We start from the raw sequence: 16,897 nt of genomic DNA on the forward strand, positions 1-16,897 counted from the left end.
TGACGATGAAGCTGCCCCATCCCGGAAGCCTCGTGGCCTTCGCCATCGTGGCTCTGGTTGCGGGCGGCTTCATCGCGCTCGCAACAATCGGTGGAGAGAAGCCGGCGCTTCTCTCCATCGGCCCCTATCTGTGGCGGGTTCTGGCCTTCTCACTCATTCAGGCTGCCCTTTCCACAATCCTTTCCCTGTCACTCGGCGTTGCGTTGGCCCTCGCACTCGCTCGACGCCGCTTTCCGGGACGCGACCTGGTGCTGGCGCTGCTCGGCACCACGATGGTGATTCCCACCATCGTTGCGGTCTTCGCGGTCTTCGCCGTCTACGGGCGCAGCGGATGGATCACGCAAGCCCTGTCGTTTCTCGGATGGAAAGAGAGTTTCAGCATCTTCGGATATCCGGGCATCCTGATCGCCCATGTCTTCCTCAACGCGCCATACGTCACACGCATTCTTCTCGATTCCTTGAGCCTCGTCCCGTCGGAGCAATGGCGACTCGCATCCGCCTTCGGCTTCAAGCCCTCACATATCTTCCGCCATCTCGACTGGCCTGTGCTGCGCGCAGAACTGCCGGGGCTTGCCGGACTCGTGTTCCTTCTGTGCTTCAAGAGTTTCGCCATCGTGCTGGCGCTGGGTGGAGGGCCCAGCCGGTCAACGCTGGAAGTCGCCATTTACGAAGCGCTCAAGATCGATCTCGATTTCGGTCGCGCGGCCTGGCTTGCGCTGATCCAGCTTGCCATCTGCCTGACGCTGACAGGCGTTCTCAACTGGGCTCTGACGAGGCCGCCGACGACGCACACCATCCGCGGCCTGATCCAGCGTCCCGATGCGAAAAACAAGAACCTCAAAATTCTTGATGCTGTCGTTCTCGCGGCAGGAACGCTCTTCATCGCTCCCCTGGCCCTCAGCATGCTGACCGGGTTGAGCCACATGCTGGATGTCATCGACATCGATCTTCTGCGCGCCTTCGTCACGAGCGTGACGATTGCAATCATCGCTGCAACCATCGCCTGCTTTCTCGCGCTGGCCCTTGCTTCCTCGGCCCGTCGATGGCGTGTCGCTCTGCGCTCGCCCCGCATGGCAGCGTTTTACGATTTTCTCCCCAATACCCTGCTCGCCGTACCCCCCTTTGCGCTGACGGCTGGCCTGTTCCTCATCGTGCGTCGCTTCACCGATCCTTCAGCGGCAGGTCTCATTCTTCTGCCTTTGATCAACGGCCTTGCCGCCGTTCCTTTCGCCTATCGTTCACTCGCCCCTCGCCTTCTGACGGCGGAAGAACGATATGGCCGCGTTGCCGCGTCGCTTGGCATCACGGGCGTGAACAAGCTCACGATCATGGATTGGCCGCTGATCAAGCGTCCCTTCGGTGCGGCCTTTGCCTTGGCCATGGCACTCTCGTTCGGCGATTTCGGCATCATCGCCCTGTTCGGTGGACAGGAACTCATCACCCTTCCCTATCTTCTCTTCGAGAGGCTCGGCGCATACCGGCTCGATGAAGCTTCGGCCATCGGCCTTCTCATCGTGCTTGTCGCTTTTCTCCTCGCTAATGCTTCGGGTCGCTTGTCTCATGCTGGTGATTGAAAACTGCCGCCTCACATGGCCGGATTTTACCGCCGACTATTCCCTGACGGTGAACAAAGGCGCGCTCTGCGCCGTCATCGGCCCATCGGGCGGCGGAAAAACCACGCTGCTGCACATGATCGCAGGCTTCGAGAAGCCCGAGAGCGGAACGCTTACCTTCGAGGGGACGAACCTCCTGCCTCTCGAACCGGCCAAGCGTCCCGTCGCCATCGTCTTTCAGGATCACAATCTCTTCCCACACCTGACGGCGGCGCAGAACGTGGCTTTGGGACTTCGCCCATCGTTGCGCCTTTCCGACAATGAGCGGCTTCTCACTGAAGAGATGCTGGATGCCGTCGGCCTGAAAGGTCTCGATGCACGCAAGCCTGGGGAGATGTCGGGCGGCCAGCGCCAACGCGTGGCGCTGGCGCGCGCGCTCGTCTCGGGCCGGCCTTTGATCCTTCTCGACGAGCCTTTCAGCAGTCTCGACCCAGGCCTGCGGCGCGACATGGTTCAACTCGTGGGCGAGTTGCGCAGAAAGCGTCCCGTCACGATCCTCATGACGATCCACACACCCGAGGATGTGGCCGATCTCGCGGACCAGATGGCGTTCGTGGCCGATGGCAGGGTGGTCGCCTCAGATTCCCCCTCCACCATCCTCGGAGGCTCCCTTGCGGCCAGGATCGCCGCTGCAGTCTCCAATACCTGAGCCTTGACCTCATAACTGGTATTGCCTCCCGCTAAGTGTCGGCAGAACGGATCTTTTCGCGCTCCCAGACCGCTCCTGAGCCCTCAGGTTCCGCACCCCATGGTCGAAACGTCTGGGTATGATGACCCTGCGCTACTTTCCGAACTGGATATTAAGTGGCATTATACCGGTCTGGTCCTCCGCTATCCTGAGAACTGCTTTCCCATGAGCCATTCCCTTTTCCTTGGCATCGACGGCGGCGGCACGAAATGCCGGGCGCGGCTGCGCGATGCGGAAGGGAAGCTGCTGGGAGAGGGCTCAGGCGGTCCTTCGAACATTCGCCTCGATCCCGATCTGGTCTGGACCTCCATCCTGACCGCCTGCCGCGAAGCGCTCCACCAGGCGGGGCTTCAGGAAAGCGATCTCAAAGCCATTCCTGCGGGCATGGGGGCAGCCGGCGCTGGTCAGACGAGCGCCGTCGAACGGCTCTTGTCCCGCCCGCATCCCTTCGCCTCCTTTGCCATCGACACGGACGCCCACACCGCCTGGCTCGGCGCCTTCAACGGCGGAGACGGCGCCATCCTGATTCTAGGCACGGGCTCCTGCGGCTATGGCGGCACTGGCGGGCAATGCCGTTATGTGGGCGGCTGGGGCTTCGAGATTTCCGATGAAGGCAGCGGAGCGGCCCTGGGCCGCGATCTCCTGCGTCGATGCGTCTGGGCGCATGACGGACGAATTCCTTCGACGCCGCTCTCCGAGGCGCTGCTCGGCGAGTTCGACAACAGTCTCGAGATGCTTGTCGACTGGGTCGGCAATGCGCGCCCGGGCGACTATGCCCGCTATGCGCCGATGGTATTCGACCATGCCGGCCGCCGCGATCCGCTGGCCATCGCGCTGATCGAAGAATCAGCCGCAGGCGCAACGCGCATCGCCGAGCGTCTTCTGGAACTCGGCGCGCCTGCCTTGTGTCTGTTCGGTGGTTTGGCGGAGCCCCTGCGCCCGTGGATGCCGCCGTCGATTCAACAGGTCATCGTGCAGCCTCAGGCGGATGCCTTGGACGGGGCCATTCTTCTGGGGCGCAACGCCGCGCGGAGGCAGCCATGAACGATCATGCCACAGCAGCCTTCGCCCTTCCGCTGGATGAGGCCAATCCCACGCCGCTCTACCTGCAGCTTCAGCAATCCATCGAAGATGCCGTCCGCAAGGGTTCGCTGAAAGCGGATGATGCGCTCCCCGGTGAGCGCGATCTCGCCAAGCAGCTCGGCATTTCACGCGTCACCGTGCGCAAGGCGATCACGGGCCTCGTCAAGAAAGGCGTGCTCGTCCAGCGCTGGGGGTCGGGCACCTTCATCGCGCCGCAAATGCGCCTGGAGCAACCGCTCTCACGCCTGTCGAGCTTCACCGACGACATGTCCGCGCGCGGCCTGCAATCCTCTGCCGTTCTCCTGAGCCGCTCCACCGGGCAAGCCTCTCCCGATGAATTGATGGCGCTCGGCCTGTCTCCCGGCGAGACGGTGAGCCGCGTCAATCGCCTGCGCATGGCCAACGACATTCCCATGGCCATCGAGCACGCGGTTCTTCCTTCGCGCTTCCTGCCCGACCCAGCTCTTGTGAAACAATCGCTCTATTCGGCATTGCACGAGCAGGGTTGCATGCCCACTCGCGCCTTGCAGAGGCTGCACGCGGTTCTGCTGAATGAGGAACAGGCGTCCCTGCTCCACGTTCAGCCTCAGAGCCCTGCCCTTTACATCGAGCGACGCTCGTTCACGGCAACGGGCGAAGTCGTTGAGTTCACCTCGTCCTATTACCGGGGCGATGCCTATGATTTCGTGGCTGAGCTGACCATCAGCCAGCCCGAGCGGATCCATCATGATGACGCCTGACAACACTTCTTCCACCATGACCGCCATGCTGAGCGAGGCCCGCGAGGCGCCGCAGGTTGTGGCGCGCCTGCTCGACAGCAATGCAGCCCTGTGCCGCGATCTAGGTGAGCGCCTGCGCGCATCGCCGCCGCCCTTCGCGGTCACCTGCGCGCGCGGCAGCTCGGACAACGCAGCCACCTTCGTTAAATACCTGCTTGAGATTCATTCTGGCCTCGTGACGGCCTCCGTCGGCCCATCCGTGACCTCGGTCTACGAAGCCCGTCCGCGCATGCGCGACGCGCTCTTCCTGGCCGTGTCGCAATCGGGCCGCAGCCCCGACATTCTCAATCTTGCTCAAGCCGGACGCGATGATGGCGCGCTGACGGTCGCGCTCGTCAACGACACCACCTCGCCGCTGGCCTCCACCTGCGAGGTTGTGCTGCCGCTGCACGCGGGCCCCGAGAAGAGCGTCGCCGCGACGAAATCCTTCATCGCGGCACTGGCCGCGGGCTTTCAGCTCGTCGCGCATTGGTCGCAGGACAAGGAGCTTCTCGCCGCTCTCGATACCCTGCCGGACGTCCTCGCGAAGGCGGCCGACACCGACTGGTCGGCGGCGCTTTCCGAACTCTCGCAGGCCAATAACCTCTTCGTCGTCGGACGCGGTGTCGGCTTCGCGGTTGCACAGGAAGCCGCCCTCAAGCTGAAGGAAACCTCCGGCGTGCATGCGGAAGCCATGAGCGCCGCCGAGTTGATGCACGGTCCCTGGACTCTGGCGGGCGATCACTTCCCGATCCTTGTCTTGAGCCAGCGCGACGAGACCCTGAGCGGCGTGAACGATCTCGTCACGAAGCTCAAAGAGCAGGGCGTGCCTGTCGTCGTGGCCGGCGCGGCCGAGGGACCTGCGACGGTGATGCTGCCCTCCGTCGACAACGTGCACCCTTATCTTGCTCCGATTGCCATGATCCAGAGCTTCTACCCTCTCGTGAATGCCATTGCCCTGACGCGCGGCCGCAACCCGGACAATCCTCCGCGCCTGCGCAAGGTGACGGAGACGGTCTGATGACTTTCGCGCTCACAGGTGCCCGCATCTTCGACGGCACGAACATGCTGGAAGGCCGGGCTGTCGTGGTTCAGGACGGCACCATTCTCGCCGTTCCTCATGAGCGCGACCTCGGCGCAGGCATCAAGCGGCGAGCGGTGACAGGGCTGTTGGCTCCCGGCTTCATCGACGTTCAGGTGAATGGTGGCGGCGGCATCATGTTCAATGATGTGCGCAGCGCCGAGGGGCTCAGGCTCATCGCCGCCGCGCATCGTAAATATGGAACGACTGGCCTGCTGCCGACCTTCATCACCGATACGCGCGAGAAGATGGCGGAGGCCGTCGAGGCCATGCGCGGCGCGCTTGCGTCGCACGTTCCCGGCGTGCTCGGCATTCATGTCGAAGGTCCGTTCATCAACCCTAAACGCAAGGGCGTTCACAACGCCGCCTTCATGCGCGCCATGGAAGAGGAGGATTTCGACATCCTCTCCTCTTTAAAGGAAGGCCGCACGCTCGTGACACTCGCGCCCGAGTGCAACAGCATGGAATTCATCGCGCGGCTGTCCGCCGCAGGTGTCCTCGTTTGCGCCGGACATACAGCGAGCGATTACGACACGGTGATGGAAGCGATTCGTCACGGTCTTCGCGGCTTCACGCACCTCTACAATGCCATGCCGCCGCTTGCCGGGCGCGAGCCGGGCCCCGTGGGCGCTGCACTTAACAATCGCGACACCTGGTGCGGCATCATCGTCGATGGATATCACGTGAGCGATGCCGCCCTGCGCCTTGCCGTCGCAGCCAAGGGCACCGAGCGGATGATGCTGGTCACCGACGCCATGGCGGTGACCGGTACGAGCATGAAGACATTCGACCTTCATGGCCGCACGATCTACCGCAAAGACGGAAAGCTTTCGACGGAAGACGGAACGCTTGCAGGTTCCGATCTCGATATGGCCACGGCCGTGCGCAACAGCGTAGAGCGCTTGGGCCTTGCCCTGCCCGACGTGCTACGCATGGCCTCTTTTGTGCCTGCCGCTTTCCTGAGACTCGATCACGAACTCGGACGCATCGCTCCGGGCTACCGCGCCGATTTCGTTCTGCTCGATGAGGGCCTGCACGTGCAGGATACCTGGATCGGCGGCGAGGGGCTGCTCTAAACGACTTTGCTTTTCTCGTAGAAGATGAAGCTGCGTTTGCACCCCGCGAATTCCCGTTCGTATTCGCGGGTCACGCGCCAGCCGTGGCGCTCATAGAAGCGCCGTGCGCCGTGATTGTCGCGGAAACATTCCAGACTTTTTGCGCCGCGCGCTTCCGCCTCTGCGAGAAGCCGCGCGCCGCCGCCCTGCCCGCTCGCGTCCGGATCCATGAACAGCATGTCGATATGGCCGTCGGTTATCAGCAGGAAGCCCGTGAGCGTTTCGCCCGAGCGTGCGACCAGCATGCGCTCCCAGGCAAAGGCAAACCGCGCCATGAAGAAGGCGATGTCGTGATCGTCGATCACCTCCGCTTCCAGAATGTTCGCAAAGGCCAGAGCATAGGATCTCTGCGCGATCCCCGCCATGAAAGGAATGTCGTCCGGTTCTGCCGGTCTGACGATCAAGACTGCCCCCTCAAGCGCGGATCGAGCGTATCGCGCAGGGCATCGCCCAAGAGGTTGAAGCCGAACGATAGGAAGAGAATCGCGAACCCGGCGAAGATAGCGCTCCAGGGCGAGAGCATGAGGAAGTTGCGGCCCTCTGAGAGCATCAGTCCTAGCGAAGGCGTTGGCGGCTGCGTGCCGAGGCCGAGGAAGGAGAGCGAGGCCTCCACCAGGATGGCGGCGGACAGCAAGAGGCTCGTCTGCACGAGAATGACGGAGGCAAGGTTCGGCAGAATATGCAGGAAGATGATGCGTGCATCGGACGCGCCGATGGCCTTGGCGCCGGCCACGAACTCGCTCTCGCAGAGAACGAGCGCCGGACCGCGCAAGAGCCTCGCGAAGATTGGCGTATAGACCACCGCGATGGCGGCTGCCGCGCTAAAGGTATGCGGGCCGAGAACGGCGATGATGCCGATGGCGAGCAGCATGACGGGGAAGGCGAACAGCACATCCATGACGCGCATGATGATCCGGTCGAGCCAGCCGCGATAATAGGCGGCCATCAGACCGAGCGTTCCACCCGCAAGCAACGCGATGCCGACGGCGAGCACGCAGGCGATGAAAGATGTGCGGTAGCCGTAGAGAATGCGCGTGAGCACATCGCGCCCCAACTGGTCGGTGCCGAGCCAGTTGAGCGCGGTCGGCCCTCTCAGGCGGCGCGCGACGCTTTGTGCCATCGGGTCATAGGGCGCGAACAAGGGAGCGCCGATAGCGAGGACGACCTGGATCACCACCAGCAGCACGGCAAATGTGAGGAGCTTGTTCTTGGCCAAAAACTTCACGGCTCAAGCCCTCACGCGCGGATCGACGAGAATGTAGAGGAAGTCGACGAGGAAATTCACGATGACGAAACCTGCCGTCACCACCAGGATCGTCGCCTGGATGAGCGGATAATTGCGCTCGGCAATCGCGCCGAGAATCAGGCGGCCGAGACCCGGAATGGCGAAGACCTGCTCGACGACAATGGCGCCGCCCAGCAGATAGCCCGTCATGATGCCGACGCTTGTCAGAAACGGAATGAGCGCGTTGCGCAGAGCATGCTTGTAAACCACGCTCCGTTCCGGCAGGCCCTTCGCGCGGGCCGTGCGAACATAGTCCTGCCCCAGCGCATCGAGCATGGCGGACCGCACGAGACGCGAGAGATTGGCAAGAATCGGAAGAGCGAGCGCGATGGACGGCAGCAGCATGCGCTGCAGATTGCCGAGAGGATCATCAAAGAATGGCACATAGCCCAGCGAAGCGAAGCTCGGCGCCCATGAAGACAGCAGCAGGATCATGACGATGCCGAGCCAGAACGAGGGGATCGTGAGGCCTGCAATCGCTCCGACGCGCATGGCCACGTCGGCGGCTCCGCCGCGTGTTTGCGCCATCAGGCAGCCGACGGGAACCGCCAGAACGGCGCCGATGACGAGAGCAAGAACGGTCAGTTCGAGCGTCGGCCAGAGGTGAATGAGAATCTCAGTAGCGACAGGACGCCCCGTCCAGAGAGAGGTTCCGAAATCGCCGCGCAGCGCGGACCCGGCCCAAATCAGATATTGCTCGACGATGGGCCGGTCGAGGCCTACACGACGATTGAGCTCGGCCATGCGTTCCGGCGTGATCTCGGTATTGGCCCCGAGCATGATCGCCACCGCATCGCCGGGGATCATCCGGATCATCAGGAACACGATGATCGAGACGCCGAAGAGCACGACGACGAGATCGATCAGCCGCGCGATCAGAACGCGATTCATGAAAACCCAGCTCTCCTGAAATAGAAAAGCACCGGCGCAGGCAATTCGCGCCGGTGCGAGAGTCGAACTTAGTAGGATGCGCCGCGCAGCATCATCAGCGAGCGGTTCGGCATGACGTCATAGCCCTTCAGCTTGTCGTTCATGGCCGAGAACAGCGTGCCATAGGTCAGGTGCGCGACCGGACCCGAGCAGGCGAGCTTCTTCTGCACCTGATCGTAGGCCTTCTTGCGCTCGGCCTGATCCGAGAGAGTGCGCGCCTTGTCGAGCAGGCCGTCGATCTCCGCGTCCGAATACTTGAACACGTTGGTCGATCCGCCCGTGCGGAACGTGCGGTAGAAGTACTCGTCCGGATCGGGCTGGCCCGCATTGATGGAAGCGAACATGTCGAAGTTGCTGTTGCGCCAATCCTGAATGAACTGGCCCTGCTCCTGGTTGACCAGCTCGACCTTGAAGCCTGCCTTGTTCAGCTGCTCCTGCACTACCTGCGCCACATCCTTGATATCCTGACGCGGCAGCACCTTCATGGAAACGGCAACCGGTGTCGCAACGCCTGCTTCCTTCAACAGTGCCTGAGCCTTCGAGGGATCGTGCGCGTAGCAGGAGAACTCCTTCACATCGAGCGCCCAAGATTTGAGCGCCGGAGAGAGAGGACCGCCGGGAACGCCCGCGCCGAAGAGCGCCGCATCCACGATCTCCTTGCGGTTGATCGCGTAATTCACGGCCTCGCGCACCTTCGGATTGTCGAAGGGCGGCTTCGATACGTTCAGGCCGATCAGCGTGTAGGCGAGATCCATGGTCTCGGCGAGCTTCACGCTCGGCTTGCCCTTGAGCTGAAGAGCCGTTGCCGCGTCGATGTTAGGCAGGAGCGCATATTGGCCGTTGGTCAGGCCCACCTGACGCGTGGCCGATTCAGGCACGATGTTGAACTTGAGCCCCGAGAGCTTGGGCAGCCCCTTCTCCCAATAGGCATCGTTCTTGGAGAGCAGGATATAGCCGTTGGGCTGCCATTCCTGGAACTTGAACGGACCAGTGCCGACAGGCGTCTTCTGCAACGCGTCCTTGTTGGCTTCAAAAGAGCGCGGCACGATGGCGATGGTGGCGAGCGACGAAAGAAGCGCTGCGGACGGCTCCTTCAGCTTCAGCTCGACGGTCTGCGCGTCAACGGCGTTGGCGCTCTCGACTGCCGAGAGACGGCTGGCGAGGGGCGAAGCGATATCTTTGCTCAAAAGGCGCTTCACGGAAGCGACCACATCGGCAGCCTCCATGGCCGAGCCGTCATGGAATTTCACGCCGGAACGCAGCTTGAAGGTATAGGTCTTGCCGTCAGGCGAAACGGTCCAGGATTCGGCCAAACTCGGAACGGTCTTCAAATCCTTGTCGATGGCGGTAAGACCCTCGTAGATGTTGCCGTTCACCACCATGAAGCTCGGAAAGGCGGTGATGAGGTGGGGGTCGAGGCCGGTCGGGCTATTATCCGCGCCGATCTCCAGAACCTGAGCCGAAGCGGTGGCCATCGCAGCCACCATGAAACCCGCGCTGAGTGTGCTGCGCAGTGCTGACCTGAACATGCGTCTTGTCCTCCCTTGGAAGCCGCCAGGAATTTATAGAGCAGGACGCATGGCCTGTCATGGTCCAATCTCATACCACTCTGGACCGTCTCAGTTCCTGTGCTATGGTCCGGTAACCAGCCTGTTCCCGGAGGAAACGATGCCCCAGCGCCCGCCCATCAAAGCCATCGGCGTGATCAGCGGAACATCCATGGACGGCATCGACGTCTCCATGGTCGAGACGGATGGGGAAGCCTTCGTGAAGCCGGGCCCGGGACGCACTTTCTCCTACCCCGCCGGCCTGCGAAAGACGCTGCAGGAGCTGATTGCCGAACCCGCGCGCGCCCAGAGCGAGCCGCTGGAGGATCTGGAGCAGGCGGTCACCCAGGCCCATATCGGCGCCATTCGCCGCTTCATGGAAGAGGAAGGCATCTCCACAAAGGATGTGAGCCTGATCGGTTTCCATGGGCAGACCGTCTATCACCGTCCGGAAACCCGCTTCACGCGGCAGCTCGGTCTCGGCGCCACGGTCGCGCAGGACCTCGGCATCGACACGGTGTACCGCTTCCGCCACGCCGACGTGGCCTCGGGCGGCGAAGGCGCGCCCTTCGTTCCGCTTTATCATCGCGCGCTTGCGAGCAAGCTCCCGCAGCCGATCATGATCCTCAATCTCGGCGGCGTCGGAAACGTCACCTATATCGACGGCGAGACGGTGATCGCCTTCGACACGGGGCCGGCAAGCGCCCTGCTCGACGATTTTCTTCTGCGCCGCCGCGGCCTGAGCTTCGACGAAAACGGCAGGCTCGCCGCATCCGGCAGGGTAGATGAGAAACTCGTGGCGGAGTTCATGAACAATCCCTTCTTCGACCGCCCCGCTCCCAAGTCGCTCGACCGGCAGGATTTCCACGCTCGCGCCAAGAGCGTGGAGGCGCTCTCGGATGAGAATGGCGCAGCGACGCTCGCGGCCTTCACCATCGAATCCGTTATTGCCGCTCTTCGCCATGTCCCGCACGCGCCGCAGCGTTGGCTCGTGACCGGCGGCGGGCGCCTCAACGCACATTTCATGCGCCGTCTGCACGAACGCCTCGGCGTTCCCGTCGATCCCGTGGAATCGGTTGGCTGGAACGGCGATTTCCTCGAAGCGCAAGCCTTCGGCTATCTCGCCGTCCGCTCGACGCTCGGGCTTCCTTTAAGCCTTCCCACCACGACGGGCGTGCCCCATCCAATGCCCGGCGGCGAACTGAATCGCGTCGCTTGAACGATGCCTCTCGCGGATTTCATCGATCGGGCATTTGCCCCTGCTACAGCATCCATTGAGCGCGGCGACATTCCCGGCGCCGTCCTCGGCATCGTCACGGCAAGCGGAGAGCGTGCTGTATGCTGGAAAGGCTTGGCGCAGATCGAGCCACGTGAGGAAAACCTCTCACGTGAAACATGGTTCGACCTCGCCTCGCTTACCAAAGTGATCTTCACCACGACCGCTATCCTGAAGCTCGTGGAGGAAGGCCGCATCGCCCTCGACGATCCGCTGGTCAAAGTCATTCCCGATCTGCGCCAATACGACATGAACGCCGCCGAGCGGCGTCTCACGTTCCGGCAATGCCTGGCGCATCAGACGCATCTGCCCGCCGTCGAGCCGCTCTATACCTACGGCCAGGACCCGGACACCTTGCGCGCCTTCATTCTCCAGCGCGTGTGGCAAAGCGGGCCGCCGGTTTATTCCGACATCAACTTCATGCTGCTCGGCATCGCCATCGAGCGCATCACCGGAAAGCCGCTGATCGACCAGCCGCTTCCCGACACTTTCTCGTTCCGGCCGGATCCAAATCTCTGCGCCGCCACCGAGCGCTGCACATGGCGCGACCGCGTGATCCGCGGCGAAGTGCATGACGAGAATGCCTTCGCGCTCGGCGGCGCATCCGGCCATGCCGGATTGTTCGGCACCATCGATGCCGTGCTGAACTTCGCCCAAGGGATTCTCGACGGCTCAGTTCTTTCCCCCCAATCGCTCGATGCCATCCGTACCCGCGTGTCGGAGAAACGTACCCTAGGCTGGGAAGGCGCCTATTCCGGCTGGCACGGAGGCGATGCCTGCTCTCCCACCAGCATCGGTCATACAGGCTTTACCGGCACCGGCCTCTGGCTCGACTTCGAGCGCGGCCTTGCCTGGTCCCTCTTGACCAACCGGGTGCATCCTTCCCGGCACAAAGACAGCGGAATCTTAAATCTCCGGCGCGCAACGGGCGAGCGCGCGATCGCGTTGTTCGACGATCGGACGGGCTTTTAAGGATGTCCGCAAAAATCTGGTGACCTGAGCCGCGAGAGGCTCGGCGCCGATTGCTGGGGCTGCCAACTGGTCCTATAGTGGTCTGAAAGAAAGTTGGTAGAATGGCGACAGAACATTTCAGCTCCCGCTTCCAGGATCTCGACACGTGGCCAAGCCTCGACGTGCTGTCGGCCTTCTATGAAGGACAGCTCTCGGCCGTGGCCGCCGTCAGGTCGTCGCTTCCCGGAATCGCTGCGGCGGCGGAAGAAGCGGTCCAGCGTCTTCGCCGGGGCGGACGCCTCGTCTATGTGGGCGCCGGCACCTCTGGGCGCATCGGCGTACAGGACGGAACCGAGCTGCCCCCCACCTTCAACTGGCCCGACGACAAGCTCGTCTATCTCATCGCCGGTGGTGATCGCGCCATCATGAAGGCGGTCGAGAATGCGGAAGATTCGGTCGAGGAAGGCATCGCCGGCATTCGCAACAACAATATCGGACCGAACGACGTCGTGATCGGCGTTGCCGCGAGCGGACGCACGCCGTTCACCATCGCGGCCCTGAAGGAGGCAGCCTCCCGCGGCGCGCAGACCATCGGCATTTCCAACAATGCGGATGCGCCGATTCTGGATGCCTGCTCTCATCCCATCCTGGCCGATACCGGCGAAGAGGTGATTGCCGGCTCGACCCGCATGAAGGCGGGCACGGCGCAGAAGATCATCCTGAACCTGCTCTCCTCGCTCATCATGGTGCGCATGGGCCGCGTGTATCGCGGACTCATGGTGAACATGCGCGCGACCAACGCGAAGCTGCGCCGCCGCAGCGAGATCATGGTGATGCAGATCACCGATTGCGACGAGGCGACCGCGGCGAGTGCGATCCGCGAGGCGAACGGCGACCTGAAGACCGCCGTTCTCATCGCCATGGGCTCCGATCCGCAGGAGGCGCAAGCAGCGCTTTCGCGAAACGATGGCAATTTGCGCAAAGCCCTGGCAGAGTTTGCGCAGAAGAAATAAGACGTCGCGATATTCCAGCGACAGAAGGGGCTGACAGAGCGTCATGGCATTGGGGCTTGGCATCGACGCAGGCGGAACGGCGACGCGATGGCGCTTGGCTGACGAGCAGGGGCGTTGCATCGCGCAAGGCAACGCCGAACCGCTCACCGGCCATCTCTTTTCCACTGCGGCCGAAGAGCGGGCGCGCCAGATCATTCTCGACATGGCGCAGGAAATCATGCGTCAGGGCAAGCCGCTCGGCATCATCGCCGGCATCACCGGGCTGACCCGCGACACGCCTTCCGAAGTGAAGATGCGCTCCCTCTTCGCGGAAATCTTCGAGCTTCCGCAGGATAAGGTCTTCGTCGCCGAGGACATGTGGATCGCCTACCTGTCGTATTTCGCGTTGGGCGAAGGCATCCTCGTCTATAGCGGCACGGGGTCCATCGGCTATTACCTCTCCGAGACCAAGGACGTGATCCGCGTCGGCGGGCGCGGCAACCTGATCGACGATGGAGGATCCGGTTTCTGGATCGCCCGCGAGGCCCTGAAGACGGTCCTGCGCAAGGAAGAGGAAAGCCCCGGCGAAGGCTGGGCCACGCCCCTTGGCCGATCTCTTGAGAAGGCACTCGGCGGCACGGATTGGAACCTCGTGCGCTCCTATGTCTATGGCGGAGACAGGGGCAAGATCGGCTCGCTGGCCAGGGCCGTCGGCGAGGCGGCTCAGGCGGACGACAAAACGGCCCTGCGGATCCTGCGGGAAGCGGGCGAGGAGCTGGCCCGGCTCGCCAACAGCCTCACCAAGCGCATCGGGCCTCGGCCCGTGGCCCTGGCGGGCGGCAGCTCGCGCCTTCATCCCATCGTGGCCGAGGCTTTCCGGCACGATCTGATCGTCCCGGTCGAATTCGTTACCACCGATATCGACGCGGCGCTGACCGCCGCAAGGCTCGCCGCCACGTTGAACAAGCCTTGAGCCTACCCGCAAGGCTTGCCTATTGGCCCTTCCTCGTCCAAGAATTCTGTCTCCATTTTCGACCGAGACTGTTGTTGAAGCCATGCAAGCACTCTTCGTAGGCCAGACCTATATCGACGTCACCTTCCTCGCGGACGAACTCCCGACCGGCGACGACAAGACCGTCGCCCGGGATTACGCCATTTCCTTTGGCGGCAATGCGGTGACGGCCGCTTTTGCCTGCGCCAAGCTCGGCATCGCTCCCGACCTGCTGACCTCGATTGCGGACGATTGGCTGGGCCGCATGTTCATCGACATGGCCGCGAAATACGGCATCTCGGTGCATCACCGAAAGGTGAAGGAATCCTCGCTGTCCTTCATCATGCCGCGCGGCGGCAAGCGCGCGATCGTGCGCTGCCGCGACGACCATTACCTGCATCCGGTGCCGCCGCTGAATCTTCAAAGCTGCCGCGCGCTGCATCTCGACGGCCACCAGGCCGATGCGGCGATGCATTACGCCAAGGCCTGCCGCGAAGCCGGCATTCTCACCTCGCTCGATGGCGGCGGCTTGCGCTCAAACACGCATGAGCTGCTCGAGTTCATCGATGTCGCCATCGTCGCCGAGCGTCTGTGCGAGCAGATGAATATGACGCCGGGCGAGATGCTGACCTATCTCAAGGGCCGCGGCTGCAAGATCGGCGGCGTGACCTTGGGCGAGCGCGGAATGGTCTGGTACGACGAGAAAGGCACCGAGGGCATCCTTCCCTCGCTCGATGTGCCGTCCGATGCAGTGGTGGACACCAACGGCGCCGGCGACATTTTCCACGGTGCCTATGTCTATTCGGCCATGGCGCATCCCGAAATGTCCTGGCGGGAGCATTTCATCTTCGCCCGCTCGGCTTCCGCCCATGCGATCCAACATCTCGGCAACGAGGCCAGCCTGCCGACACTCACCGATATCGTGGAGGTCCAGGCACGCTTCGCGGAGCGCAAGCAGGCCGCGTGAGCCTCTCAGGTTTGCTCGCCTGCGAGATCGACCCTGCGCACAATATCGATGGCATCGAGGAATGCCTCGTCGTGGCTGACGACCAGCAGCGCGCCGTCATAGGCGCGCAGACCAGCCTCGACGGCCTCAATGGAGGCGATGTCGAGATGGTTCGTCGGCTCGTCGAGGATCAGGAATGCGGGCGGCTGCGATCCGCCCAGTACGCAGGCGAGGCCCGCGCGCAGCAATTGCCCGCCGCTTAACGTAGAGACGCGCTGCAAAGCCGCGTCCGCGCGGAACATGAAGCGGGCGAGCGCGGCACGACAGGCATTCTCATCCACGTCTGGATTGATGCGGCGAAAATTGTCGCGGATCGAGCCGGACGCGTCGAGCAGGCTCACGCGCTGATCGAAAAATGCGAAGTCGCTCAAGACCTTCACACTTCCGCTCCAGGGCTGCAATTTTCCCGTGACGAGCGCGAGCAAAGTCGTCTTGCCGGAACCGTTTGGCCCGACAATGGAGATACGTTCAGGCCCAATGATGGAGAAGGAGAAGTCGCGCAGGATCGGTTGTTCCGGTTCATAGCCCACGCTTGCATTCTCGATCACGAGAACCGTCTTTCCCGATGGCAGATCCGTCGGCGGCAGCTTGACGGAGAACGTCTGCAAAATCTCGATCCGCTCGCGGGCGGAGGCAGCAGCTTCAAGAGCCTGCGCGCGACGACGCTCGGTGAGACGAGCGTTCTTCGCACTCGTTTCCTCGCTGAGGTTTTTCAGGCCGTTCATGAGAATGCGCGGCATGTCGCCTTTGGCTCGCTTTCGTTTGGCCACGCCATCCTTACGCGCCTTTCTCTCTGAGGTTTCCTGAGCTTTCCGGTCGATCTCAGCGACGCGCTTCTCGGCATCCGCCAGATCGCGTCTGGTTGCAGCGAGCTCCAGCGCCTTGCTTTCGCGATAATGGCTCCAATTGCCGCCATAGCGCGTGGCACTGATGCTCGTCAGCTCCACAATGGCATCCATGGTTTCGAGCAATTCGCGGTCATGACTGACGATGATGGCACCACCGCGCCACTCGGCCAGAAGCTTGATGACGGCCGCGCGACCAGCCCTATCGAGATTGTTGGTGGGCTCGTCCAGGAGCAGGAAATCGGGTTCGGCGAACACAAGCGCGGCGAGAGCGGCCCGTGTACTCTGTCCGCCCGAGAGGCTCGCGAGCGGCATATCCGGCTGCGCATCGAGGCCGACCTGGGCGAGCGCGGCGGCCATGCGGGCTTCGAGCATCCAATCGGCATTGGCGAGTTCGTCCGCCGTCGCTTCGCCGCTTTCGGCACGCCGCAGAACAGCCAGCGCATCGGCGGCGCCGAAGAGGGACGCGATGGTCCTAGCCGGATCGACTTGAACGATCTGGCGCAGCATGCCCAAACTGCCCTTAACGGAGACCGTGCCGGAATGCGGGCGCATCTCGCCGGAGACGAGCTTCAGCAGGGTGGTTTTGCCGACACCGTTGCGGCCGACGAGCCCGGTGCGTTCCGGACCGAAGTTCAGATCAAGGCGGGAAAGAAGCGGCTGGCCGTCAGGCAAGGACCACGAGAGGCGAGACAGGATGATGGAAGCAGGCATGGATACGGATTTCCCCAATGGC

Annotated in this window: 16 protein-coding genes; 11 read left to right on the forward strand and 5 right to left on the reverse strand. The window is 62.9% G+C overall.

Annotation, left to right across the window (positions count from 1 at the left end; all coding sequences use genetic code 11):
• Window positions 1-5: 5 nt before the first annotated feature.
• The 6 genes from MHY87_RS11290 to nagA all read left to right on the forward strand — a co-directional run bounded on the left by MHY87_RS11290 (window position 6) and on the right by nagA (window position 6,299).
• Window positions 6-1,574 (forward strand): ABC transporter permease subunit, encoded by a 1,569-nt coding sequence (locus tag MHY87_RS11290; RefSeq protein WP_239351805.1) that lies wholly within the window; start codon window positions 6-8, stop codon window positions 1,572-1,574.
• Window positions 1,561-2,262 (forward strand): ATP-binding cassette domain-containing protein, encoded by a 702-nt coding sequence (locus MHY87_RS11295; protein WP_239351806.1) that lies wholly within the window; start codon window positions 1,561-1,563, stop codon window positions 2,260-2,262. Before MHY87_RS11290 ends, MHY87_RS11295 begins: the two co-directional genes overlap by 14 nt.
• 204 nt (window positions 2,263-2,466) lie before the next feature.
• The gene (locus tag MHY87_RS11300; RefSeq protein ID WP_239351807.1) at window positions 2,467-3,345 is read left to right on the forward strand and encodes a BadF/BadG/BcrA/BcrD ATPase family protein; all 879 of its coding nucleotides are present in this window, start codon (window positions 2,467-2,469) and stop codon (window positions 3,343-3,345) included.
• Window positions 3,342-4,124: a GntR family transcriptional regulator gene (locus MHY87_RS11305; RefSeq protein ID WP_239351808.1), complete on the forward strand. Its 783-nt coding sequence runs from the start codon at window positions 3,342-3,344 to the stop codon at window positions 4,122-4,124. The genes MHY87_RS11300 and MHY87_RS11305 overlap by 4 nt, the downstream gene beginning before the upstream one ends.
• Window positions 4,111-5,163 carry an SIS domain-containing protein gene (locus MHY87_RS11310; RefSeq protein WP_239351809.1) on the forward strand — a complete coding sequence of 351 codons (1,053 nt, stop codon included), beginning with the start codon at window positions 4,111-4,113 and terminating at the stop codon, window positions 5,161-5,163. Before MHY87_RS11305 ends, MHY87_RS11310 begins: the two co-directional genes overlap by 14 nt.
• Window positions 5,163-6,299: an N-acetylglucosamine-6-phosphate deacetylase gene (gene nagA / locus MHY87_RS11315; RefSeq protein WP_239351810.1), complete on the forward strand. Its 1,137-nt coding sequence runs from the start codon at window positions 5,163-5,165 to the stop codon at window positions 6,297-6,299. Before MHY87_RS11310 ends, nagA begins: the two co-directional genes overlap by 1 nt.
• Here the strand turns inward: nagA and MHY87_RS11320 are convergent.
• From MHY87_RS11320 to MHY87_RS11335, 4 genes are all read right to left on the reverse strand, one after another.
• Window positions 6,296-6,742, reverse strand: coding sequence for a GNAT family N-acetyltransferase (locus MHY87_RS11320; protein ID WP_239351829.1), 447 nt, complete (start codon window positions 6,740-6,742; stop codon window positions 6,296-6,298). The genes nagA and MHY87_RS11320 overlap by 4 nt on opposite strands.
• Complete coding sequence (locus tag MHY87_RS11325) at window positions 6,739-7,563, reverse strand: ABC transporter permease (protein ID WP_239351831.1); 825 nt, start codon at window positions 7,561-7,563, stop codon at window positions 6,739-6,741. The genes MHY87_RS11320 and MHY87_RS11325 overlap by 4 nt, the downstream gene beginning before the upstream one ends.
• Before the next feature lie 3 nt (window positions 7,564-7,566).
• Complete coding sequence (locus MHY87_RS11330) at window positions 7,567-8,514, reverse strand: ABC transporter permease (RefSeq protein ID WP_239351833.1); 948 nt, start codon at window positions 8,512-8,514, stop codon at window positions 7,567-7,569.
• 68 nt (window positions 8,515-8,582) lie between these two features.
• Window positions 8,583-10,082 carry an ABC transporter substrate-binding protein gene (locus tag MHY87_RS11335; protein ID WP_239351835.1) on the reverse strand — a complete coding sequence of 500 codons (1,500 nt, stop codon included), beginning with the start codon at window positions 10,080-10,082 and terminating at the stop codon, window positions 8,583-8,585.
• A 139-nt stretch (window positions 10,083-10,221) separates the two neighbouring features.
• On the opposite strand from MHY87_RS11335, the gene MHY87_RS11340 reads away from it, so the two are divergent.
• From MHY87_RS11340 to MHY87_RS11360, 5 genes are all read left to right on the forward strand, one after another.
• The gene (locus tag MHY87_RS11340; protein WP_239351837.1) at window positions 10,222-11,319 is read left to right on the forward strand and encodes an anhydro-N-acetylmuramic acid kinase; all 1,098 of its coding nucleotides are present in this window, start codon (window positions 10,222-10,224) and stop codon (window positions 11,317-11,319) included.
• Between the two features lie 3 nt (window positions 11,320-11,322).
• The gene (locus MHY87_RS11345; RefSeq protein WP_239351839.1) at window positions 11,323-12,348 is read left to right on the forward strand and encodes a serine hydrolase; all 1,026 of its coding nucleotides are present in this window, start codon (window positions 11,323-11,325) and stop codon (window positions 12,346-12,348) included.
• Window positions 12,349-12,449: 101 nt separating this feature from the next.
• On the forward strand, window positions 12,450-13,340 hold the full coding sequence (locus MHY87_RS11350; RefSeq protein WP_239351841.1) for an N-acetylmuramic acid 6-phosphate etherase: 891 nt from the start codon (window positions 12,450-12,452) through the stop codon (window positions 13,338-13,340).
• A 43-nt stretch (window positions 13,341-13,383) separates the two neighbouring features.
• Window positions 13,384-14,292 (forward strand): N-acetylglucosamine kinase, encoded by a 909-nt coding sequence (locus tag MHY87_RS11355; RefSeq protein ID WP_239351842.1) that lies wholly within the window; start codon window positions 13,384-13,386, stop codon window positions 14,290-14,292.
• A gap of 82 nt (window positions 14,293-14,374) precedes the next feature.
• Window positions 14,375-15,277 (forward strand): sugar kinase, encoded by a 903-nt coding sequence (locus MHY87_RS11360; protein ID WP_239351843.1) that lies wholly within the window; start codon window positions 14,375-14,377, stop codon window positions 15,275-15,277.
• A 5-nt stretch (window positions 15,278-15,282) separates the two neighbouring features.
• Here MHY87_RS11360 and MHY87_RS11365 read toward each other — a convergent pair whose 3' ends face one another.
• On the reverse strand, window positions 15,283-16,875 hold the full coding sequence (locus MHY87_RS11365) for an ABC-F family ATP-binding cassette domain-containing protein (protein ID WP_239351844.1): 1,593 nt from the start codon (window positions 16,873-16,875) through the stop codon (window positions 15,283-15,285).
• Window positions 16,876-16,897 lie beyond the last annotated feature (22 nt).

Origin of the sequence: Microvirga sp. ACRRW (assembly GCF_022346925.1) — a bacterium.
Lineage (GTDB): Bacteria > Pseudomonadota > Alphaproteobacteria > Rhizobiales > Beijerinckiaceae > Microvirga.